General features: G+C 63.1%; 22 protein-coding genes. 15 read left to right on the top strand and 7 right to left on the bottom strand.

The genetic code is table 11. From position 1 onward, the window contains the following. Nucleotides 1-168 precede the first annotated feature (168 nt). Nucleotides 169-798: a CoA pyrophosphatase gene (locus tag AC5WNJ_RS12315; protein ID WP_176677655.1), complete on the bottom strand. Its 630-nt coding sequence runs from the start codon at nucleotides 796-798 to the stop codon at nucleotides 169-171. Nucleotides 799-940: 142 nt separating this feature from the next. Between AC5WNJ_RS12315 and AC5WNJ_RS12310 the strand changes: the two genes are divergently transcribed. After that, on the top strand, nucleotides 941-1,525 hold the full coding sequence (locus AC5WNJ_RS12310) for an NUDIX hydrolase (RefSeq protein WP_176677654.1): 585 nt from the start codon (nucleotides 941-943) through the stop codon (nucleotides 1,523-1,525). A 52-nt stretch (nucleotides 1,526-1,577) separates the two neighbouring features. Here the strand turns inward: AC5WNJ_RS12310 and AC5WNJ_RS12305 are convergent, their stop codons facing one another. After that, on the bottom strand, nucleotides 1,578-1,889 hold the full coding sequence (locus AC5WNJ_RS12305) for an NGG1p interacting factor NIF3 (RefSeq protein ID WP_495929806.1): 312 nt from the start codon (nucleotides 1,887-1,889) through the stop codon (nucleotides 1,578-1,580). A 123-nt stretch (nucleotides 1,890-2,012) separates the two neighbouring features. Between AC5WNJ_RS12305 and ftsB the strand changes: the two genes are divergently transcribed. The 14 genes from ftsB (at nucleotide 2,013) to AC5WNJ_RS12235 (ending at nucleotide 15,038) form a co-directional block, all read left to right on the top strand. Continuing rightward, the gene (gene ftsB, locus AC5WNJ_RS12300; protein ID WP_253061243.1) at nucleotides 2,013-2,417 is read left to right on the top strand and encodes a cell division protein FtsB; all 405 of its coding nucleotides are present in this window, start codon (nucleotides 2,013-2,015) and stop codon (nucleotides 2,415-2,417) included. After that, nucleotides 2,414-3,220, top strand: a complete 807-nt coding sequence (locus AC5WNJ_RS12295) for an IspD/TarI family cytidylyltransferase (RefSeq protein ID WP_495929805.1) — start codon at nucleotides 2,414-2,416, stop codon at nucleotides 3,218-3,220. Before ftsB ends, AC5WNJ_RS12295 begins: the two co-directional genes overlap by 4 nt. Before the next feature lie 91 nt (nucleotides 3,221-3,311). After that, nucleotides 3,312-3,812 carry a 2-C-methyl-D-erythritol 2,4-cyclodiphosphate synthase gene (ispF, locus tag AC5WNJ_RS12290; RefSeq protein WP_290441682.1) on the top strand — a complete coding sequence of 167 codons (501 nt, stop codon included), beginning with the start codon at nucleotides 3,312-3,314 and terminating at the stop codon, nucleotides 3,810-3,812. After that, the gene (gene truD / locus AC5WNJ_RS12285) at nucleotides 3,805-4,980 is read left to right on the top strand and encodes a tRNA pseudouridine(13) synthase TruD (protein WP_495929804.1); all 1,176 of its coding nucleotides are present in this window, start codon (nucleotides 3,805-3,807) and stop codon (nucleotides 4,978-4,980) included. The genes ispF and truD overlap by 8 nt, the downstream gene beginning before the upstream one ends. Before the next feature lie 51 nt (nucleotides 4,981-5,031). Next, nucleotides 5,032-5,778: a 5'/3'-nucleotidase SurE gene (gene surE / locus AC5WNJ_RS12280; RefSeq protein ID WP_495929803.1), complete on the top strand. Its 747-nt coding sequence runs from the start codon at nucleotides 5,032-5,034 to the stop codon at nucleotides 5,776-5,778. Nucleotides 5,779-5,963: 185 nt separating this feature from the next. Continuing rightward, nucleotides 5,964-6,620 carry a protein-L-isoaspartate(D-aspartate) O-methyltransferase gene (locus AC5WNJ_RS12275; RefSeq protein ID WP_233593656.1) on the top strand — a complete coding sequence of 219 codons (657 nt, stop codon included), beginning with the start codon at nucleotides 5,964-5,966 and terminating at the stop codon, nucleotides 6,618-6,620. After that, nucleotides 6,617-7,570 carry a DUF368 domain-containing protein gene (locus tag AC5WNJ_RS12270; RefSeq protein ID WP_253061239.1) on the top strand — a complete coding sequence of 318 codons (954 nt, stop codon included), beginning with the start codon at nucleotides 6,617-6,619 and terminating at the stop codon, nucleotides 7,568-7,570. The genes AC5WNJ_RS12275 and AC5WNJ_RS12270 overlap by 4 nt, the downstream gene beginning before the upstream one ends. Then, the gene (locus tag AC5WNJ_RS12265) at nucleotides 7,563-8,804 is read left to right on the top strand and encodes a peptidoglycan DD-metalloendopeptidase family protein (protein ID WP_253061237.1); all 1,242 of its coding nucleotides are present in this window, start codon (nucleotides 7,563-7,565) and stop codon (nucleotides 8,802-8,804) included. Before AC5WNJ_RS12270 ends, AC5WNJ_RS12265 begins: the two co-directional genes overlap by 8 nt. 61 nt (nucleotides 8,805-8,865) lie before the next feature. Then, nucleotides 8,866-9,843: an RNA polymerase sigma factor RpoS gene (gene rpoS / locus AC5WNJ_RS12260; RefSeq protein ID WP_176677651.1), complete on the top strand. Its 978-nt coding sequence runs from the start codon at nucleotides 8,866-8,868 to the stop codon at nucleotides 9,841-9,843. 373 nt (nucleotides 9,844-10,216) lie between these two features. Next, entirely contained in the window at nucleotides 10,217-11,587 is a 1,371-nt protein-coding gene (locus AC5WNJ_RS12255; protein ID WP_166018839.1) for a TolC family outer membrane protein, read from the top strand. A 336-nt stretch (nucleotides 11,588-11,923) separates the two neighbouring features. Continuing rightward, entirely contained in the window at nucleotides 11,924-13,075 is a 1,152-nt protein-coding gene (gene alr, locus AC5WNJ_RS12250; protein WP_495929802.1) for an alanine racemase, read from the top strand. Between the two features lie 60 nt (nucleotides 13,076-13,135). Further along, a complete protein-coding gene (lpxL, locus tag AC5WNJ_RS12245) occupies nucleotides 13,136-14,053 on the top strand; it encodes an LpxL/LpxP family Kdo(2)-lipid IV(A) lauroyl/palmitoleoyl acyltransferase (protein WP_495929801.1) in 918 nt (305 codons plus the stop codon). A gap of 8 nt (nucleotides 14,054-14,061) precedes the next feature. Then, complete coding sequence (locus AC5WNJ_RS12240; protein ID WP_176677647.1) at nucleotides 14,062-14,445, top strand: hypothetical protein; 384 nt, start codon at nucleotides 14,062-14,064, stop codon at nucleotides 14,443-14,445. A 431-nt stretch (nucleotides 14,446-14,876) separates the two neighbouring features. Then, entirely contained in the window at nucleotides 14,877-15,038 is a 162-nt protein-coding gene (locus AC5WNJ_RS12235; RefSeq protein ID WP_043331394.1) for a DUF1328 domain-containing protein, read from the top strand. 173 nt (nucleotides 15,039-15,211) lie between these two features. Here AC5WNJ_RS12235 and AC5WNJ_RS12230 read toward each other — a convergent pair whose 3' ends face one another. From AC5WNJ_RS12230 to AC5WNJ_RS12210, 5 genes are all read right to left on the bottom strand, one after another. Then, on the bottom strand, nucleotides 15,212-16,561 hold the full coding sequence (locus AC5WNJ_RS12230) for a DUF2254 domain-containing protein (protein WP_253061231.1): 1,350 nt from the start codon (nucleotides 16,559-16,561) through the stop codon (nucleotides 15,212-15,214). A gap of 288 nt (nucleotides 16,562-16,849) precedes the next feature. Further along, nucleotides 16,850-18,511 (bottom strand): energy-dependent translational throttle protein EttA, encoded by a 1,662-nt coding sequence (ettA, locus tag AC5WNJ_RS12225; protein WP_176677644.1) that lies wholly within the window; start codon nucleotides 18,509-18,511, stop codon nucleotides 16,850-16,852. Between the two features lie 193 nt (nucleotides 18,512-18,704). Beyond that, nucleotides 18,705-18,950 (bottom strand): PA3496 family putative envelope integrity protein, encoded by a 246-nt coding sequence (locus tag AC5WNJ_RS12220; protein WP_176677643.1) that lies wholly within the window; start codon nucleotides 18,948-18,950, stop codon nucleotides 18,705-18,707. Nucleotides 18,951-19,213: 263 nt separating this feature from the next. Continuing rightward, nucleotides 19,214-19,654, bottom strand: coding sequence for a PAS sensor domain-containing protein (locus AC5WNJ_RS12215; RefSeq protein ID WP_043331389.1), 441 nt, complete (start codon nucleotides 19,652-19,654; stop codon nucleotides 19,214-19,216). Nucleotides 19,655-19,933: 279 nt separating this feature from the next. After that, a complete protein-coding gene (locus tag AC5WNJ_RS12210; protein WP_253061540.1) occupies nucleotides 19,934-21,241 on the bottom strand; it encodes an MFS transporter in 1,308 nt (435 codons plus the stop codon). Nucleotides 21,242-21,527 lie beyond the last annotated feature (286 nt).

Genomic DNA, 21,527 nt, shown 5'->3' with positions numbered 1-21,527 from the left:
TCAGGGCGATGACATCAGGGCGATGACATCAGGGCAATGGCGAGCCGCTTGGCGGGAACACACCTTGCCTGGTTCAGGTGCTCTGGAGCTCTGGAGCTCTGGAGCTCATTAACTCAGGAGTTCAGGAGTTCAGGAGTTCAGGAGTTCAGGAGTTCAGGGTCTTGAGCTTCAGGGCCGAGGCGGCACGGGGCGCGGCGGCAGATGGCGCAGCGGGGCACCAGGCGGTGGCGCTGCCTTGAGGCTCACGGCATGGCCGAAGCCGATGGCCATCAGTTCGACCAGCATCATCGAGGACAGCCCCCACAGCACTTGGTCGGCCACGCGATAGCTGGGCACGTACCAGGTCTCGTCACCGACGGTGATCACGTCGGTATGCTCGCGCTCGTCCTTGAGCAACATGCTCAGCGGCATCTCGAAGATCTGCTCGATCTCGCCGGGGTCAGCGCGCAGCGGCAGGTCAGCGGGAATGCGTCCGACAAAGGGCGTGACATGCATGCCGTGCAGGGAAATCACGTCGCTCAGCTGGCCGAAGACCTCCACGGCGCTGGGCGGTAGCGCGACTTCTTCCTCGGCTTCGCGCAGCGCGGTGGCCAACAGATTGCTATCATCGGGTTCGGCCTTGCCGCCGGGAAAGGCCACCTGGCCGGGGTGCTGGCTGAGATGGCTGGCACGCCGCGTGAGCAGCAGCGTCGGTTCGGGACGATCGATCAACGCGATCAGTACGGCGGCGCGTGGCAGCTGGTGGTCGGTCGCAAGGGGTTGATGTGCTTGCAGGCGTTGGCGCAGGGCTTCTAGCATGTCGTTTCCTCGTAGGCATTCATGATGTGGCGCGAGGGTCCTGGCGGTCAAGGCGACTGCCATGCCGCTGGGCCCACCGCGCAGCGAGGAAGCTGAGACGGGATGTCACTGAAGGGTGCCTTGAGATTTCATGGGAGAGCGAATGAATTATTGCAGTCACTGTGGTGAAACGGTGCGTCTGGCAGTGCCGCAGGGCGATGATCGTCTGCGCTACCTGTGTGATAGCTGCGGCACCATCCATTATCAGAATCCGCGCATCATCGCGGGCACCCTGCCGGTACGCGATGGCAAGGTGTTGCTCTGTCGGCGTGCCATCGAGCCGCGCCTGGGCTATTGGACCCTGCCGGCCGGCTTCATGGAGAACGCCGAGACCACCAGCGACGCCGCTGCTCGCGAGACACGGGAGGAAGCCGGCGCCGAGGTCAAGCTGCAGGGGCTTTATACGTTGATCGACCTGCCGCATATCAATCAGGTCTACATGCTGTTTCGGGCCGAGCTGATCAGCGACTACTCGGCCGGCGTCGAGAGCCTCGAGGTGGCGCTGTTCGCCGAAGAGGAGGTCCCCTGGCAGTCGCTGGCCTTCCCGACCATGGAAGTGACGCTGCGCCGCTACTTCGAGGACCGCCGCCACGGCGAGGGTGACGAGCATTTCCCGCTGCATCTCGAGCAGATCGACCTGGACACCCGCGAGCACTTCTTCAACACCACCTTCCTGCCTGCGAGCTAGATCGTCTGGCCATTGCTGACCTCGCGTGCCTCGTTCTTCGGGACGCGCGGGGTCAGAGCGTTTCCAGTCGCCAGCAATCGAAGGCGACTTCTTCATAGGGATGGGCCTCGCGCAGCGCCGCCACGGCAGCGGCGATGAGCGAATCGTCACATACCAGCTCTATCTTCAGTTCGGCGACGCGCTCCAGCGTGCCGCAGGTCCCGATATGCGGATTGGCGCTGGCCAGTGGCCGAAACTGGCCGGTGCCGCGTGTCTCGAAGCAGCAGGCCTCGTAGTCGCCGATGCGGCCTGCGCCGGTGGCGAAGACGGCTTCCTTGACGTGTTCGGCGTCATTCTCCGGGACGAAGAACGCAAGCTTGTACATCGGATGACTCCTGGCAGAAGGGTGAGAGGGCGCTGTCATCAGGTGGCCCTGATCGACTGGGGGGCGTCAAGCGTGGCAACGGATGCTGGCAGTGCCTGCGTCACGCTCCCGGATGATGGCATAATGCGCGCTGCAACGGCCAAGGACATCGCCATGCTCAAATGGATCAATATCTCACTGCTGCTGCTGCTGGCACTGCTCCAGTATCGGCTGTGGTGGGGCGAAAATGGCATCACCGAATTATTCGATATTCGCGCACGCGTGCATCAGCTGTCCAAGGAAGGTGCGGTGCTGGACAACCGCAATCAGCGACTCGGTGCGGAAGTGGTCGACCTCAAGAATGGTCTGGCGGCCATCGAGGAGCGTGCACGCAATGATCTCGGCATGGTGCGCAAGGACGAACAGTTCCTGTGGGTGCCCAATGTCGCGGTGCCTGAACGCAAGGCGCCTTCACCCGATGAAGTGGCGGACGGTGCGCTGGAGGGCAAGGGCCTGGAAGGCGGGCTGCCCAAGGTGATCACCCCATGATGCCATCAGACGCCTCGCGCGAGCCCCGTCTGTGGTATCTGGTGCCGGCCGCCGGCGTGGGCAGCCGCATGCAGGCCGACCGCCCCAAGCAGTATCTGGAGCTGTCGCCCGGCGGCTGCGTGCTGGAGGCGACGCTGGCCACGCTCAAGCGCGCCTTGCCCGAGGCAGGACTCTGTCTGGTGCTGGGCGCCGATGATGGCTATTTCACGCCGTCGATGGTGCCGTGGCAGGACTGGCTGCGCGCCGATGGTGGCAGCGAGCGTGCCGACAGCGTGCTGGCGGGCCTGGATTGCCTGAGCCGCCACGCCCATGACGATGACCTCGTGCTGGTGCACGATGTCGCGCGTCCCTGCGTGCGTGATGCCGATATCCATGCGCTGGTCGCGACCGCTCGCCGCAGTGCCGATGGCGCCATCCTCGCGGCCCCCGCCAGTGACACCATGAAACGCGCCGCGCCGGCCGGCGACTCGCGCCCGCATGGCGGTGGCGATGGCAGTGGCGGCGATGAAGAGCGTGCGCCGAGCATCGCGCATACCGAATCCCGCGTCGGCCTGTGGCATGCCTTCACGCCGCAGGCCTTCCCGCTGGGCCTGTTGCGACGGGCGCTGCGTGAAGCGCTGGGGGAGAACCCCGCGCTCATCACGGATGAGGCCTCGGCACTGGAGGCCTGTGGCCGTGCCCCCGTGCTGGTCGCCGCCGCCCGCGACAATCTCAAGATCACCCATCCGGAAGACCTCGCCATGGCGCGCCTACTGCTGGCCGCGCGCGAGGCGCTTCCCGATAGCCCCCGGACGTCTGCCTGACATGACTGAGCAATCTGCAACACCCGCCGCTGCCACTGCCTCTGCGCAATCCGCGACCTCTTCCCCGCAGGCTGGCCATGTGCCGATGGCCCTGCGCATCGGCCACGGCTTTGATGTGCATCGCTTCGGCGATGGCGATCACCTGATGATCGGGGGCGTGAAGATCGCCTACGAGCATGGGTTCGTGGCGCACTCCGACGGTGACGTGCTGCTGCATGCACTGTGTGATGCGCTGCTCGGCGCCTGTGGCATGGGCGATATCGGCAAGCATTTTCCGGACACCGACAGCGAGTGGTCCGGCGCTGATAGCCGTGGCCTGCTGCGCCACGTGATCGGGCTGGTCAATGCCGCCGGTTTCGGGGTCGGCAATGTCGATCTCACCGTGATGGCGCAGGCGCCGAAGATGGCGCCGCACATCCAGGCGATGCGGGAAGTGATCGCCGAAGACCTGCGCGTGCCGCTGGCGGTCGTCAACGTCAAGGCCACCACCACCGAGCGGCTCGGCTTCACCGGTCGCAAGGAAGGCATCGCCGCCGAGGCCGTGGTGCTGCTGGGCGCGCTGCCGACCGCCAGCGGAGCCGAGCATGTCTGAAGTGAATGACATGTCCGAGTCGCCCGAGGCGAATGTGCTGTTTGCCGAGGCGCTGACGGCGCTGGATGCCGCGGGCAGCGAGGCGTGGGTCAAGGAATCCGAGTTGATGCAGCGCTGGCCGCATGCGCATGGCGGCCCGCTGGGAGCAGGCGACTTCCGCCACACGCCGGAGGACTTTCGGGTCACCGAGCTGATGGACTTCGTGCCCGAAGGCCACGGTGAGCATCAGTGGCTGTGGGTCGAGAAACGCGGCCTGACCACCGATGAACTGTGCCGTGAACTGGCCAGCCTGTGCGAGGTCGCGCCGCGTGATATCGGCGTGGCCGGTCTCAAGGACAAGCAGGCGATCACCCAGCAGTGGGTCTCCGTGTGGTTGCCCGGGCGTGAAGCGCCGCAGGATCTCGGCGATGCACTGGCCGAGAAGGGCGTCCGCGTGCTGGCCAGCGTGCGTCATCCGCGCAAGCTCAAGCGTGGCGTGCATCGCGGCAACCGCTTCGCGCTGCGTGTCAGCGGTGAAGCCGTCGCGCATCCCGAGTTCGAGGCGCGCTGGCAGACGCTGATACGTGATGGTGTGCCCAACTATTTCGGGCCGCAGCGTTTCGGGCATCAGGGACATAATCTCGGCCGGGCACGTGCCGTGCTGGTGCGTGGCTGGCGCAAGCGTGATGACCGCAGCGGCATGCTGCTGTCGACCGCGCGCAGCTTCCTGTTCAACGAGGTGCTGGCGGCGCGCCTCAAGGCGAATTGCTGGGCGACGGCGATGAACGGAGAAGTATTTGCGCTCAACGGGACGGGCTCGCGCTTCGTCACCGATGGCAGCGAGTCGGCCGAGACGCTGGCGCAGCGCCTGGCGAGTGGTGATATTCATCCCACTGGTCCGCTGTGGGGCACCGGGCGTGCGGAGGCTCATGCGCAGGTCGCCCAGCTCGAGCAGGTCCTGGCCACGCGTTGGCCGCAGCTGTGCGAGGGGCTCGAGAAGGCCGGCGCCAAGGCGGAGCGTCGTCCGCTGCGCCTGATGCCAGGCAAGCCGCGCCTGGAGTGGGATATCACGCCAGAGCAGGCAAAAACCGAAGGCAGTGAAGCCAGTGTCTGGCTGCACTTCGATCTGCCGCGTGGCAGCTTCGCGACGGGCCTGTTGCGTGAGCTGATCGCCCACCCGTTGCTGTAGTGCCGTCAGGTGACATGACGACTATCCGATGATTCGCAAAGGAGTGAGATGATGCGCAGGATTCTGCTTTCCAATGATGATGGCGTGCACGCTCCGGGGCTCAAGGCGCTGCATGATGCCCTGGCCGGGCAGGCACGCATTCGTGTGGTCGCGCCGGACCGTGACCGCTCAGGGGCCAGCAACTCGCTGACGCTGAGTCGGCCGTTGTTGCTGTCCGCGATGGAGAACGGCTTCTACAGCGTCGACGGCACACCCGCGGATTGTGTCTACCTGGGCGTCAATGGCGTCTGGGACGAGAAGCCTGACATCGTGATTTCCGGCATCAACCATGGCGCCAATCTGGGCGATGACGTGCTGTATTCCGGTACCGTGGCGGCGGCGATGGAAGGACGCTCGCTGGGCATGTCGGCAATCGCGATGTCACTGTGCGGCAGGACCCACTTCGAGACTGCCGGGCGCGTGGCGGCGAGCCTCGTCGGCGCGGCCGAGACCCTGGCATTGCCGCCGCGCTCATTGCTCAACGTCAATGTGCCGGATGTGCCGTGGAGCGAGATTCGTGGTTTTCGCGTCACGCGTCAGGGCCATCGTGGCCCGGCGGGCGCCCCGATCGAGGTCAAGGACCCGCGTGGCCGTACCCGCTACTGGATCGCGCTGGCCGGCGATGGCATCGATGATGGCGATGACACCGACTTCGCCGCCATCGCGGCGGGCTATGTGTCCATCACGCCGTTGATGACGGATCTCACCTCCCATGGGGCGCGTCACGATGTGGCGCAGTGGCTCGAGGCGCTGACCTGAGCGACGTAGCGCCAGCCAAGGCTCAAGATTTCGTTGTGAAGTCCTCGCTCGACAGGATATGAATCAAGACCATGAAGGACGTGTATCAGAACGCTTTCCCGCTTGCGCAGTCAGACAGCGCAGCGGGAATCGCCGGGCCCTTGCATCTCAGGCGCCCGGACACGGCGCAGCTGAGCGGTATCGGCATGACGTCCCAGCGCACGCGAGACCGCATGGTGGCGCGCCTGGAGGATGCCGGCATCCGTGATGAGCGGGTGCTGGAGCTGATGGCCAGTGAGCCGCGTCATCTGTTTCTCGATGAGGCGTTGGCGCATCGTGCCTATGAAGATACCGCGCTGCCGCTGGGGCAGGGGCAGACCCTGTCCCAGCCTTACATGCACGCCCGCATGACGGAGCTTGCCCTCGCGCAAGCGCCGCGCCCGCGCGAGGAGTGTCGGGTGCTGGAGGTCGGCACCGGTTCGGGCTATCAGACATTGCTGCTGGCGCGCCTGTTCGCTCGGGTATCTTCGCTCGAGCGCATCGCCGTGCTGCACGCCAGGGCCGCTCAACGCCTTGGCTGGTTCGGGCTCGACAATGTCGAGTTGCGCCATGCCGATGGTGGGCATGGCTGGCAGGACGATGACTCGGCATTTGATCTGATCGTGGTGACTGCCTGCGCACCGCATCTGCCGCAGGCGTTGTTGAAGCAGTTGGCCCCGCAGGGGGTGATGATCGTGCCATTGGCCGAGGACGACAGTGATCGTCAGTGGCTGACACGAGTGCGCCGCGTCGGCGACACTCAGGATATTCAGCGGTTCGAGGCTGTGCGCTTCGTGCCGTTGCTCGAGGGAGTGATCAGGTGAAACGAGCTTTGAGCGTGTTCTTCAAGGGCGCTGGCATGGGAGCGGCGGATGCCGTGCCCGGGGTATCAGGCGGCACGATTGCCTTCGTGACCGGCATCTATGAAGAATTGATCGAGTCCATCAAGCGCTTCGGCCCCTCCGCCATCGGCGTATGGCGTGAGCAGGGTGTCAAGGCGCTGTGGCAGCATTTGAATCTGGCCTTTCTGCTGCCGTTGGCCGCTGGCATCTTCGCCAGCCTGATCAGCGTGGCGCATCTGGTGACCTGGCTGATGGAGGCGCAGCCGCTGCTGCTCAATGCCTTCTTCTTCGGGCTGGTAGTGTGCTCCGGGGTGGTGGTCGCGCGGCGTATCACCACCTTCCGGATCGGGTATCTTGTGTGGTTGGCGCTGGGGCTGGTGCTGGCCAGCAAGTTGCCCAGCCTGTTGCCTGCCGCCACCGATGCCTCCTGGGTGCTGGTGGTCGGCGGTGCCATCGCCATCAGTGCCATGCTGCTGCCGGGCGTCTCCGGTAGCTTCCTGTTGCTGACCATGGGCCTCTACGGCACGGTGATGACGGGCATCAAGAGCTTCGATCTGCAGCTGATCGTGCTGTTCGGCAGCGGCTGCGCCATCGGGCTGTTCACCTTCTCGCGTTTGTTGTCGTGGTTGTTTCGTCATCATCATACCGCGACACTAATGCTGCTGACGGGCTTCATTCTCGGCTCGCTGCCGGTATTGTGGCCGTGGCGCACCATCACCGATTATCGTCTGGGACCCAAGGGTGAACAGGTTCCGCTGGATTACCAGTTCATGATGCCGGATACCTACACCAGTGTGACCGGTGAGCCTGCCCAGCTGTGGGCGGCACTCGCCCTGATGCTGGCCGGCGTATTGCTTGTCTGGTTTGCCGGAGAACGCTCCGGTCCGGATGACGACTCCAGCAATTCCCGCAAGGAGCAGGAACATGCGTGACAGGATGGACAAGGGAATCAAACTGACGTTGGCCGGTCTGGCGCTGGGTGCGCTGACAGCCTGCAGCACGGCTACCACTCGCCCGCAGGTTCAGGACCTCAACGCCGGCAATGCGCGTATCACCTCCGACACCTATACCGTTCAGCGCGGTGACACCCTGTATGGCATCTCCTGGCAGAGTGGTCAGGATTTCCGGGATGTGGCGCGCATGAACGGCTTGAATCCGCCCTACACCCTGCAGCCGGGGCAGACGCTGCGTCTGGACCCCAATACCCAGCTGCCGGCGAGAGCGGCGGGCGCTTCCGGTACGAGCGTCTCCTCGGGCGGTGGCGTCGTTGCCACGCCGATGGGCGGGGGCAGCGATGGTTCGATCGCCGGCGGCAGCGAACTGCCGGACTGGCTGGCGCCGGATGAGTCCGCCATGGCTCAGCAGCAACAGCGCACCCGCCAGGCCCAGTCGCTGACGACCGGCTCGGGTGGCGTGTCATCGGCCGCCACCGGGGCCGCGGCGGCGGCCGGGCTGGGGCCTGTCTACCAGGAAGGCAGTGAAGAGGCGCTCGCCGAGACGGCGCGCAACGCCGCCAATGACAGCGTAGAGCAGGTCAGCAGCGGTGCTGCGCAAGCCAGCAGTTCGGCCAGTCAGACAGCCAGCCAGGCGGCTGCCAGTGCGGCCGCCGCCCAGGCCGAGGCGCGCAAGGCCGCCAAGGAAAAGGCCGAGCAAGCCGCCGCTGCCGCCGCGGCAGAGCGCGAGAAAGCGGCCGCTAGCGTGAAAAATGAGGCTGCCAAGGTTGAAAAGGGCACCAACGTCGCTGGCGAAACCGTCAAGGCTGCACCGGCCAAGAAGACCTACGTTCCGGTAAAAAACGTTGACTGGCAGTGGCCTACGCAAGGCGAGATCATCGGCAAGTTCGGCGAGTCCGAGAGTGTCACCGGCGGCATTGATATCGCTGGTCAAAAGGGGCAACCTGTCAAGGCAGCAGGGCCGGGAATCGTGGTCTACGCCGGAAGCGGAGTACGTGGTTACGGTAACCTCATCATTCTCAAGCACAACGACCGCTATCTGAGCGCCTACGCCCACAACGACACTCTGCGTGTATCAGAGAACGATGTGATCGACGCCGGACAGGTCATCGCCACTCTGGGAGCCACTGATGCTGAACGTGCTCAGCTGCACTTCGAGATTCGCGAGGATGGGCAGCCCAAGGACCCACTGAAATTCCTGCCTAAACGCTGATTCCCACCGCTGCCACAACAACAAGTTCCTGGCACCAGACCAGAGACAACGGGGTATCGACATGAGCATGCTGGAAAAGGATATCGATCAGGCTGAGGTTGAGTTGTCCCTTGAGGATGTCGAGGAGGATGACGATACGCTTGAGGCAGAAGCGGAAGAGGCGGCATTCGAACGCGCCTTGAATCGTGAAGAGCGCAAGCACTACCAAAGCCTGGATGCGACCCAGATCTACCTCAACGAGATCGGTTTTTCCCCGTTGCTCAAGCCCGAGGAGGAGGTCTACTTCGGGCGCCTGGCGCAGGCGGGCGACCCCGCCGGTCGCCAGCGCATGATCGAGTCCAACCTGCGTCTGGTGGTCAAGATCGCACGGCGCTATCTGAATCGTGGTCTGTCGCTGCTCGACCTGATCGAGGAGGGCAATCTGGGGCTGATCCGCGCGGTGGAGAAGTTTGACCCTGAGCGCGGTTTCCGTTTCTCGACCTACGCCACCTGGTGGATTCGCCAGACCATCGAGCGGGCGTTGATGAATCAGACACGCACCATTCGTCTGCCGATTCATGTCGTCAAGGAACTCAACATCTACCTGCGTGCCGCGCGCCAGCTGACCCAGAAACTGGATCATGAGGCCACCGCGGAGGAGATCGCCGAATTCCTCGACAAGCCGGTCGATACCGTCAAGAAGATGCTGGGGCTCAATGAGCGCGTGTCATCCGTCGACTATCCGATGGGCGGTGAGAGCGACAAGCCGCTGATCGAGACCATCGCCGACGAGAATGACACCAGCCCGGAGTCCAGCCTGGTGGATGTCGACGTCAAGGCGCATGTCGATGAGTGGTTGGCGGAGTTGACCGAGAAGCAGATGGAAGTGGTGGTACGCCGCTTCGGGCTGCGCGGTCACGAAGCCGCGACGCTGGAGGAAGTGGGCGAGGAAATCGGTCTGACGCGTGAGCGGGTCCGTCAGATTCAGGTCGAGGCGCTCAAGAAGCTGCGACGTATGCTCGAGAAGCAGGGGTTGACGCTCGAATCCATCTTCGAATGATGCGCGGGCACAGTCGTCATGGCTGTCGATGCCTTGATGCAGGTTGCCAGTGAAAACGGCCCGCTCGTGATTCGAGTGGGCCGTTTTCATATTGTGTCATCATTATACTGGCAGAATGGGGGTTCTGAGGTTCGAGCGCAGGGTGCTTCCTGACATTGTTGTCAATTTGGAAACGCTGTATCGTGCAATAACGTTAGCCAACTAACTGGACGCCCAAATGGGTGGCGATTAGACTAAGGCCACTTTTTCACGACCCGCTTGAGCAGGGCTGAGGCAGTAGTCCAGCCGATGTGTGAGCTACCTTTTACCTTGTCCTGGTGCTTTCGAGGCGCCATGCAGGTCACGACTGTCACTGATCAGGAACAACGCATACATGGCCAACATTCGCATACTGCCACTGGTGCTGGCGATGGGTTTTGCGACCCAGGCTCAGGCTGCCAATCTGCTCGACATCACCCGTGATGCATTGACCCACAATGCCAGCCTGTCCTCCTCTCGCTCGCTCTATCAGAGCGTCGAGGACAATGAGCGTATCGAGCTTGCTGACCTGTTGCCACAGATCACTGCCACGGGAACCGTGTCGCGTACCGATGTCACCGGCAATTCCCAGAGCGGCACCGAGGGCGATTACACCGACAGCAACATCGTGGTCAACGTGAACCAGCAGCTGTTCGATGCCGCCGACTGGTATGAGCTCGCGACCAGCAAGGACACCACCCGTCAGCAGAAGTTGCTGCTGGATTCCGATCAGCAGCAGCTGCTCTATGACGTGGCGTCTGCCTACTTCACCATTCTGAACAATCGTGATGTGCTCGATGCGCGCATTGCTCAGGAAAAGGCCTTCTCCCGCCAGCTGGACCAGGCCAATCAGCAGTTCGAGGTCGGTCTGATCGCGATCACGGACGTGCAGGAAGCCAGGGCATCCTTCGATGATGCGCGCGCCCAGCGCATTGCGGCCGAAGCCGATCTTCAGGTCAGCTTCGAGGCCCTGCAGCAGTTGACGGGCCAGCAGTACGATTCCATCGATGGCCTGGAAGAAGATCTGGCGATCGAAGCGCCGGTGCCGGCCAGCCGCAGCAAGTGGGTCGAGATGGCATTGTCCAATAACCCGCTGATTGGTGCTGCCCAGAAGGGTGTCGATGTCGCCAGAGGCGATGTGAAGACCTCCCGCGCAGGCCACTTGCCGGAAGTCGGTGCCTTCGCGACCTACTCCTACGATGAAACCGACATCGATACTGCCGGGGGGTATCAGGAATACAACCAGATCGGTATCCAGGCCTCCCTGCCGATCTATACCGGTGGCCGCACCTCCGCCCAGGTACGTCAGAGCACCCATCTGCTCGAGCAGAGCCAGTACGACCTGCTCGACCAGCAGCGCTCCACCACCCAGAGCGTGCGTTCGCTCTACAGCCAGGTGCGCAGCGACGTCCTGACCGTCAAGGCGCGCAAGCAGGCGATCGTCTCCAGCCGCAGTGCACTGGAAGCGACTCGCTCCGGTTATGAAGTCGGCACGCGCAACATCGTCGACGTGCTGGACGCCGAGCAGGCCCTGTATCAGGCGCTGGCGGACTACGCCTCTTCGCGTTACACCTATGTGCTCGACCTGCTCAACCTGCGTCAGGCGGCAGGTATCATCGATATCAATAGCGTGCGTGACCTCAACGAGAGCCTCAAGGCAGATCGTCAGGTATCCCTGGTGCTGAATGATGAGAGCTCCGACGAGCTGGAAAACGTGACGCCCTGATCGCCCCGCGCTGGCTGTCGCCACGTGCTGCATGCACCCCCACAGGCCCTGCCTGCGGGGGTGCATGCGTTTTGGAGACATCCGTTCATCAGGCAGTGTTTGTCTGACAGGAAGGCGCCGAAAAGGCAGCGCGCAAGAGCAGCGCGGCCTGGAAGCAGGTGGCTTCGTGGCGGTACTGGTCTAAAATCCTGTATTTATTTTGACAGGCAGTGGTTTATATCGATGATTTGGGGAAAGTTTGGTGGTTTTCAGCGTGACCTGGCGGCGATGATGGAAAATAATTGAGGGGTTTGCTCTGCAGTCTGTCATCTTCGTCTATCACTCTGGAGTCCCCTCATGTCCCGCCCACTGCGCGCTGATATTGATCTCGATGCATTGCGTCACAACTATCAGCTGGCCTGCGAGCTGGCGCCGCATTCGCGCGCCCTGGCCGTCATCAAGGCGGACGCCTACGGGCATGGTGCGGTGGCGTGCGCGCAGGCACTGGCGGATCTCGCGCCCGCCTTTGCGGTGGCCACGATAGAGGAGGCGCTGGCGCTGCGGTCGGGCGGCATCTCTCATCCGGTTGTGCTGCTTGAGGGGGTGTTCGAGGCCGCGGAGTACGTCTTGGCTGCCGAGCATGACTTCTGGTGCGCCATTCACAGTGAATGGCAGTTGGCGGCCCTCGAACAGAGTGAGCTTGCGCAGCCCTTGTCCTGCTGGATCAAGTTCGACTCAGGCATGCATCGTCTCGGCTTCACGGCCGAGCAGGTGCTGGATGCCAAGGCGCGCCTCAAGGCAAGTGGCAAGGCGCGTGACCTGTACCTGATGACGCACTTCGCCAGCGCTGACAGCCTGACACCAGACTACTTCCAGCAGCAGATGGCGGCGGTGACAGCCCTGGCGGCCGAGGCAGAGCTGCCACTGTGTCTGGCCAATTCACCGGCGACGCTGGCCTGGCCAGAGACGCATGCGGCCTGGAACCGCCCGGGAATCATGCTCTACGGCGCAGACCCGCTGGAAGGTGCCAATGACGCCAGCCGGCGTCTGAAGCCGGTGATGACGCTGTCTTCGGCCATCATTGCCGTGCGTGAGATCGCCATCGGTGAGCCGGTGGGGTACTCGGGGCGCTTCGTGGCGACGCGTCCCACGCGTATCGGTGTCGTCGCCTGTGGCTATGGCGATGGCTATGATCGCCACGCCGTGGATGGTACGCCGGTGCTGGTGGATGGCCAGGAAACGGTGCTGGCCGGCAAGGTGTCGATGGACATGCTGACGGTGGATATCACGGACCTGCCCGAGGCGGGTATCGGCTCACGGGTGGTGCTGTGGGGCGAGGGGCTTGAGGTCAATCGCGTCGCCGCCAGTTGCGACACCATCAGCTATACGCTGCTGACGGGGCTGCTGCCGCGCGTGCCCAGACACTATCATGGTGGCGTTGGCAGTGTGGCAGACGACCAGGATGTCGCGCAGTTGGCCAGCGCTCAGCCGCTGGATACGCACGCCTGACCTGACGGCAAGGCTCGCGCGGTCTACAATGGCCGCCGTTGCCCGTCGAACGAGAGAGTCATGGCCAAGAAGAGCTATCCCGAGAGTTTTGCACACCCCCGCTACTGGCTGACCTGGCTGGGCATCGGTGCCATGAAGGCTTCGGCCTATCTGCCTTGGTGTGCCAAGTTGTGGCTGGGGCGTGGCCTGGGTGAGCTGGCATGGCGCTTCGGCAAGCGTCGTCGTCACATCACCGACACCAACCTCAAGCTGTGCTTTCCCGAGTGGAGTGAGGCGGAGCGCGCGCGTCAGGTACGCAAGACCTTCCACGCCAACGGCATCGGTATCTTCGAGACGGCCACCGGCTGGTGTCGTGATCCTGAGCACATGCGTGATCGCGTGACCTTCAAGGGGCAGGAGCACATGGAGCGCGCCATGGCCCAGGGCAAGGGGGCGCTGATCGTGGGCATCCACTTCTCGACCCTGGATCTGGGCGGCGCACTGCACTCGCTGTTCTTCCCGGCCGATGTCGTCTATCGCCCCCACGACAACCCGCTGTTCGAGCGCTTCATGACACGTGCGCGCAATGGCATCTTCGGCACCGCCATCGATCGTCACGACCTGCGGGGTGTGGTACGTCGCATCAAGAGCGGCCATGGCGTGTGGTATTCACCGGATCAGGACTTCGGCCGTGAGGTCAGCGTGTTCGCGCCGTTCTTCGGCATCGATGCCGCCTCCATCAAGCTGACGGCCAAGATCGCCCGCATGACGGGCGCGCCGGTGATGCCCTTGATGTTCCACCGCAATCCGGACAATCGTACCTATACGCTGGAGTATCTGCCGGCGCTGGACGACTTCCCGAGTGGCGATGACGTCGCCGATGCCACGCGCATCAACGCCTTCATCGAAGGGGCGATTCGCAAGCATCCCGAGCAGTATCTGTGGCTGCACCGTCGCTTCAAGACACGTCCCGAGAAAACCGATCCGTCCCTGTACTGAGGTGAACCATGAGCAACGACATCTCTTCTCACGCCGCCCTGGCGGAGGTGGAAGCGCGGCTGGCCGCTGGCGATACCTTCGTGCTCAATCAGGTCGCGGAATGGTGCCCGGATTGCACCGAACGTCAGCGTCCGGCACTGCCTGCCTTCGAGGCGGCGCTTGCCCGTGGCGGTCTGCCACTGGTGACCTTATGCGTGCAGCAGACCCGTGGGGTCTATCTCAGCGATGCTCATGCACAGATGAGTGAGCGCATCGGCGGTGCGGGCTATCCACGTACCTTGCTGGTTCGCCACGGTCAGCCGGCGAGCCTCGACAGTGGCTTGAATCGCGTCGAGGTGATGAGCGAGCCTGATCTCGTCGCCTACGCCGAGGCCTTGATCGCCGCACTGTAAACCGATACCTCCGGCAACGATCATCCGCCGCTGTCAGGGGGATGACACGAGTGATGCACACAGCAAAGGCCCCCGTTCGGCATCTCGCCGAACGGGGGCCTTTGCTGTGTAAGGCGGCACCCGACAAGCAACATCATCTGCCCGAGCTGCATGCGTGCGGTCAACCGAGTGCCGCCTGTCGTGTGCCTATCACAAGATGTGCGGATGACGGGGCAGGCTTTCAACCCATCAGAAGGGCTGCGGGAAATTCTTTTACTTAAGTGCGACATCATGTTGACAAAGCTTTAGTTTATTACCATTTTGGCAATAACGAGTCAGGTGGCTGACACGCCTCCTGACCGCTGTTTTCAGCACTCTGGAGTGCGCCTGAGGCGTCATCCGTCAGGGCCTGACTCCGCTGCGACAATTCTCACATGACATAAGGAATTGACATGCTCAACTACGCCATCATCTTTCTGATCGTCGCTGTCATTGCCGCAGTGCTGGGCTTCGGCGGCATCGCCGGCACCGCAGCGACCATCGCCAAGGTCCTGTTCGTGATCTTCCTGGTGCTGTTCCTGGTGTCCTTCTTCAAGAGCCGCCGCAAGCCGTGAGGCTCTGATTCCCTGCCACGGGTCAGACTGACGGCAATAGGCCGCAAGCCGTCACGTGATCGGACAGTCGACTTCGAGACAGTACGGCTCAGAAATAGTACGGCTCAGAGACAGCAACGCCCGCGACGGTGATCGACCGTCGCGGGCGTCTTGCGTTCAGGCGCTGGCCTTTTTTACCACTGAGGGCTGGGCAGGTTAAGGCGATGATGACCGGCCTGCAGGCTGTGTTCGATGAAGCGACGATCCACCTCGAATTCGGCCTGGGCGAGAATCGCCTCTACCACCTTGTCGGCATGCTGTTGCAGCAGCACCAGATGGCCGTATTGCGCGCCCATCAGGGACAGGGTCTTCAACAGCTCCAGCAGGGCCAGGCAGATCGAGAGGTCATCACGGCCATAATGCAGAATCGGCGTGATGGAGCGGTAGAGGAGGCTTGCGAAGGACTCCATCTGCCAGCTGACGCGCACGGCCTTGTGATCATCCACGCAACAATTGCACAGCGGCACCGACATGCGCTCGCTGAGCAGTTCGGTCAGCTGGTGCATGCAAAGACGTGCCGTGCCGGGGTCATTGATGCCGGGTGACAGTGCCTTGATGGCGACTTCCATCAGCTGGGTCAGGCCGTGCTCGTGCAGGTCCTCGACGGACTCCCCATCCAGGTAGCCAAGCGTGGCACGCAGATTTTTGATCAGTTCGGCCTGTTGTTCTTCATCGAGCTCTTCCCCCGCCGTCGCACCCTTGGGCAGGCCGTTGGGCCACTCGATGCGCATCAAGGGCATGCCGCTGACGATGAAGGCGCCCAGCGCGAAATCCAGATGCACCACCATGTCATGCTTGATGGCCAGTTGGCGCAGCGCCGAGAAGTCGACCTGCTGGATGTAGCCACGCCTGCGTGCCCGCAGCAGCTGGCATTGGTCGTCGTCACGGCTGACCTCGCGCTCGCAGAAGCCATCGTCACGATTGCGCTGACGCAGGCGTTCCAGCGAGAGGCGGGTGCGTCCGGACAGGCGCCGCGCAACGGCGTTGATCTGCACCGACTGCGAAACCTGATGGATGAAGTAGACGAACATCCCCAGGCAATTGACCATCATCAGCACGCCCAGATAGACGGCCAGCGAGCGCCACAGGGTCGGGGAGTCTCCCGTATTGGGCACCATCAGGTTGACCAGCAGGAACAGCAGACTGCCCAGGTAGTGGCCGAGCACCAGCTGGTGGTGGCGCTCGGTCACCAGGCCCAGCAGCAACTTGTGGGAGAACTGCGCGCCTGCCTGGGTGAGCACGCTCATCACCATGGTGAAGCTGAACACCATCAGCGAGATCAGGCCGCCGACCAGTGCCGCCAGCAGGGTGCGCGGGGTGTCATGTTCCTTGAAGGCCAGTGCTTCGAAAAAGTCGCTGTTCGGCAGCGAGGAAGGATCCGGCAGCCCGGAGGGCATCACCGAGATCAATCCCAGCAGGGTATAGACCATGGCCAGCATGCTGGGGAGATAGGCGATGCTGGTGGTCCAGGTTCGCAGCCACATGAGGGGTTGCTGTAGCCAGCGATTCATAGACGATCCCCGAACGGATGGATTGGCAAGCTCCTGTTATGACGGCTCGCGTCGATCACTGCAAGTCAGCATGACGTGCTGGCAGGAGGGGTCTGGAGGTGAGGAGGTGGGGAAGAAGCAGAACAGCGCAGACAGAGCGGACGAACTGGAACGGACAGACTGGAACGGACAGCAGGGCCCGATGGCAAGACGCCCCACCGGGTGCGCGGTGGGGGCGTCTTGAGACTTGCGTCGATCAGCGTGGCTGACCCCGCCGGCTCATCAGGCGTCGATACGCTTGTACTTCATGCGCTTGGGAGCATCGTTGCCGACGCGCGCGTGATAGTCCGCTTCGTACTCGGTATAGCTGCCTTCGAAGAACACCACGTTGGAGTCACCCTCGTAGGCGAGGATGTGGGTCGCGATGCGATCGAGGAACCAGCGGTCGTGCGAGATGACCATCGCACAGCCCGGGAAGGCCAGCAGAGCCTCTTCCAGCGCGCGCAGGGTCTCGATGTCCAGGTCGTTGGATGGCTCATCCAGCAGCAGCACGTTGGCAGCCTGCTTCAGGGTCTGGGCCAGCTGCAGACGGCCACGCTCACCACCGGACAGATCAGACAGACGCTTCTGCTGGTCGGTGCCCTTGAAGTTGAAGCGGCCGACATAGGCGCGCGACGAGACTTCATGGCCATTGATGTTGAGCATGTCCTGACCGCCGGAGACGGCTTCCCAGACGGTCTGATTGTCTTCCAGGCCATCACGCAGCTGCTCGACGTAGGCGACCTTGACGGTCTCGCCCAGCACGACTTCACCGCTGTCCGGGGTGTCCTTGCCGGTCACCAGCTTGAACAGCGTGGATTTACCTGCACCGTTGCCGCCGACGATACCGACGATGGCACCCGGGGGGATGGTGAAGGAAAGATCATCGAACAGCAGCTTGTCGTCGAAACGCTTGGTGACGTTGTGCAGCTCGATGACCTTGTCACCCAGGCGCGGTCCCGGCGGAATGTAGATCTCGTTGGTCTCGTTGCGCTTCTGGAAATCACCGGACTGCATTTCCTCGAAGCGGTTGAGACGCGCCTTGCTCTTGGCCTGACGGCCCTTGGGGTTCTGACGAACCCATTCGAGCTCCTGCTGGATGGCCTTGTTGCGTGAGGCTTCCTGCTTGGCTTCCTGCTGCAGGCGAGCGTCCTTTTGCTCGAGCCACGAGGAATAGTTGCCTTCGAAGGGAATGCCCTGGCCACGGTCCAGCTCGAGAATCCAGCCGGCGACGTTGTCGAGGAAGTAGCGGTCGTGGGTGATGGCCACCACGGTGCCGGAGTAGTCGTGCAGGAAGCGTTCCAGCCAGGCGACGGATTCGGCGTCCAGGTGGTTGGTCGGCTCGTCCAGCAGCAACATGTCCGGGCTGGAGAGCAGCAGACGGCACAGTGCGACACGGCGGCGCTCACCACCGGACAGCACGCCGACATTGGCATCCCACGGCGGCAGACGCAGCGCTTCGGCAGCCACTTCCAGCTTGCGCTCGAGGTTGTGGGCGTCGGAGGCCTGGATCAGGTCTTCCAGCTTGGCCTGACGCGCGGCGAGGGCGTCGAAATCGGCGTCCGGCTCGGCGTAGGCGGCATAGACTTCATCAAGTTCGGCCTGGGCGTTCTTGATGTGGGCCAGGGATTCTTCCACGCACTCGCGCACGTTCTTGGAATCATCCAGTTCCGGCTCCTGGGGGAGGTAGCCGACATTCAGACCCGGCATGGGACGTGCTTCGCCGTTGTAGTCCTGATCGACGCCGGCCATGATGCGCAGCAGCGAGGACTTGCCCGAGCCGTTGAGACCGAGCACACCGATCTTGGCACCCGGGAAGAAGGACAGCGAGATGTCCTTGAGAATCTCGCGCTTCGGGGGAACGACCTTGCCCACCCGGTTCATGGTATAGACGTATTGCGCCATGGAATCCCAATTTGGTTGGAGAATGGAATGACGCGCAGATGATAGTGCCCGGCGTCACGCTTGGCCAGCCGGGCAGCCTGTGCCAGGCGAGCGCGGCGACTCACTGCATGACATTCCCTGTCCTGACGTCGACCCCTTCCATGGCCTGACCGCTCCCCGGCTTCCCTTCCCCTGCACGCCGCTGGTGGCGAGCTTACTCCTCTTCGCCCCAGTCGCTGGCGCCGATCAGGTCATCGTCGTCGGCTTCATCGTCCCAGCCTTCGCGGATTGAGCGAGCCAAGGCGCGCTCCTCGAGCAGGGCTTCAAGACGTTGGCGGGAGTCACTGCGTTGTGGCTTGGCAGGTGCGCTGGAGGGCGACAGCTCGAAGTCCACTTCGGTGGGGCTGTCTTCGGCGAGTGCCGTGGCATCGATATCATCGAGGAATTGTTCACGGGCCATGGGCGGACCTCACGATCTTGGAACGACCTGCCCGATATCCAGCGCCTGGACTGGCCTGTGCTACCGGGCACCGCCAGCGGCGATGCGCCGAAGGCTCTCTGGCTATATACCGCCCGTCGGCGAGGATGACAAGCCTTTCGCTCGGCCTGTCAGGGCTTTCGCCAATTGCCAAAGGCGAGAGGCCCATAACGACAACGCCCACCGGTGGGGTGGGCGTTGTCGTTGCTGGCGCAATGCGGCGCCTGATCTTTAGCGTGTGGCGATCAGTTGGACTCGCTGGGGTGCTCCGCGCGCAGGCGTTCCAGCTCTTCCTTGGCGGTCATCAGGCCGGTGACATCCTTCTGGACACCAACGAAATACTGCAGGTTGTCATGCTCATCGAAGACCGGTGTCATGGAAAGTTCATTCCAGAACAGGCTGCCATCCTTGCGATAGTTGCGCAGTATCTCGCGGCACGGACGCTTGTCGCGCAGCGCGGCACGGATGTTGTCCAGCTGCGGCTGATCGCGGTCATCATTCTGCAGGAAGCGGCAATCGCGGTAGAGAATCTCGTCGGCGCTGTAACCGGTGAGGCGCTCGAAGCCCTGATTCACGTAGATCAGGATGTTCTCATCGCCTTCCTGTTCCGCCACTACGATGCCATCGTCCGAGGCATTCACGACTCTCTCGAGCAGCTCGGGGCTGATCATGTGAGGTCTTTTCATCTGACTCTGATCCTTGCGGCTTGAGAACCCGGTCCTGAAGACCGAGCCCGAGAGTACGGGTAGTAGGGTGCCTGTCCGTGTGCCCGGACATTCCAGCACCATGATCGGTTTCACTATGGCGGGGAGACGCGGCTTATGCAATCGCAGCCGCTAATGTGGCAGGGCCCGACATCGTTGTCAGGCCCTGTCAGCGTGAGAGTCGATCAGATACATAAGGGGGAGAGAGGGGTATAGAGGTAAAAGGGGTAGCAGGGGAGCCGTCACGCCCGCCCCGGATGCTCAGTCGTCCTCCACTTCCGGCAGGCGCTGCGCGCAGAGCGCGGCACAGGCCGCGACGACCGCCAGAATCATCAGCAACCATTCACTGCCCAGCCACTGGGCGAGCCCGCCGATCAACAACCCCAGTACCAGCATCAGCACGCCGGTCAGGGTGTTGGAGAGTGCGACGTAGAGGGCGCGATTGTCAGAGGTGGCGAGATCGACCACGTAGGTCTTGCGTCCCAGGCGGATACCGGCGTGGGCGATCACCAGCAGCCCGTAGACCAGCGCGTAGCTCCAGATGCTGTCGGCCAGCGCCTGCGGCCACCAGGCCATGCTGCCGGCCAGGGCGCAGCAGACAGCGGCGCCGGCCCCTGCGTTGCGCATCACGCGGCGGCTGGAGGTGTCGGCCAGCCTGCCCCAGATGGGACTGGCCAGCATCCCGGCCAGTCCTGATACCACCACCAGCGCGCCCAGGCCGCCCAGACTCTCACCGCTCTGCTGCTGGCCGAGCAAGGCGATATAGGGCAGTGCCAGGGCGCTTGAGAGCAGCAGGGCGCGTGCCAGATTGAAGTTGCGAAAGGCGACGTCATGCTTGAGCTGGATGACCCCGTCGCGCACCGTCTCCCAGGCATTGGCGCCGCCGCTGGTGGCACCGCTGTCCTCACGGATCATGGCGGCGCACAGGGCATTGAGTGTCCAGCCCAGCGCCGCGATAGCCATCAGTATCGCCAGCACCTGCTGCCCGGGCTGCTCGCCCAGCAGCATCAAGGCGACGCCGGCCAGCAGGGTCATCGCCCCCGCCACACTGCCACTCCAGCCCATCAGGCGCCCACGGCGCTGCTTGGCGATGGTCTTGCCCAGCACATCCTTGGTAGCAATGGAAGCCACTCCGCGCCCGAGCGACAGCAGGATCAACAGGAGCAGAACCAGGCTGCCTGCGAGGGTGCCATCGAGTCCGTGACGCGTGGCGAAGTTGCCCTCGGCCAGTAGGCTGATCATCATCAGCCCCAGCGCCATCAAGGCCTGGGTGGAGGCCCCGGCGACCCACACCCACTTGCGTTGCGGCAGTGGACGAATGAAGCCTGCCACCAGCAGTTGAGGCAGCAGGGCGCCGGCCTCGCGAATCGGCACCAGCAGTCCCACCATCCACACCGGCGCCCCGATCAACCCCAATAGCCACGGCAATACCAGTCGTGCACTGGCCATCTCGTCGGCAAGCTTGGTGCCCAGCGAGGCCAGCAGGTGACGCCAGAAGTTGCCGGGCTGCTGGTGACAGGCATCCTCGGAGATGTCCTTGCACATGCGCGAATCTTCATCGCCGGTCATGCGCTCGAAGAAGCGACTCTGTCCGCTGCCCGACGGCCTCTCGTGGGCTTTGTCTGCAGACTCCCGCTCAGTCTCGCGGTCTTGAGCGTCTGTCGGTGAGGAGGCCTCGGTAGAGGAAGGCAGGGGTGACATGTGGCCAGGGCTCCGCTATCGGCGTCGTGTACGGGAAGTCGTGATGCAGATCACGTCCGTACTGCCGGTTGAAGAAGGATCGATCGCAGTGCGACCTCAACTGAAGGAATGACTGCGCCGAGTATAGTTTATGTAAAGTTTGTGTGTAGCTTTA

It is taken from the genome of Cobetia sp. PDI-23MA (genome assembly GCF_059507735.1).
The sequence above is the reverse complement of the archived record's forward strand: the minus strand, read 5'-3'. Positions and strand labels throughout refer to the sequence as shown.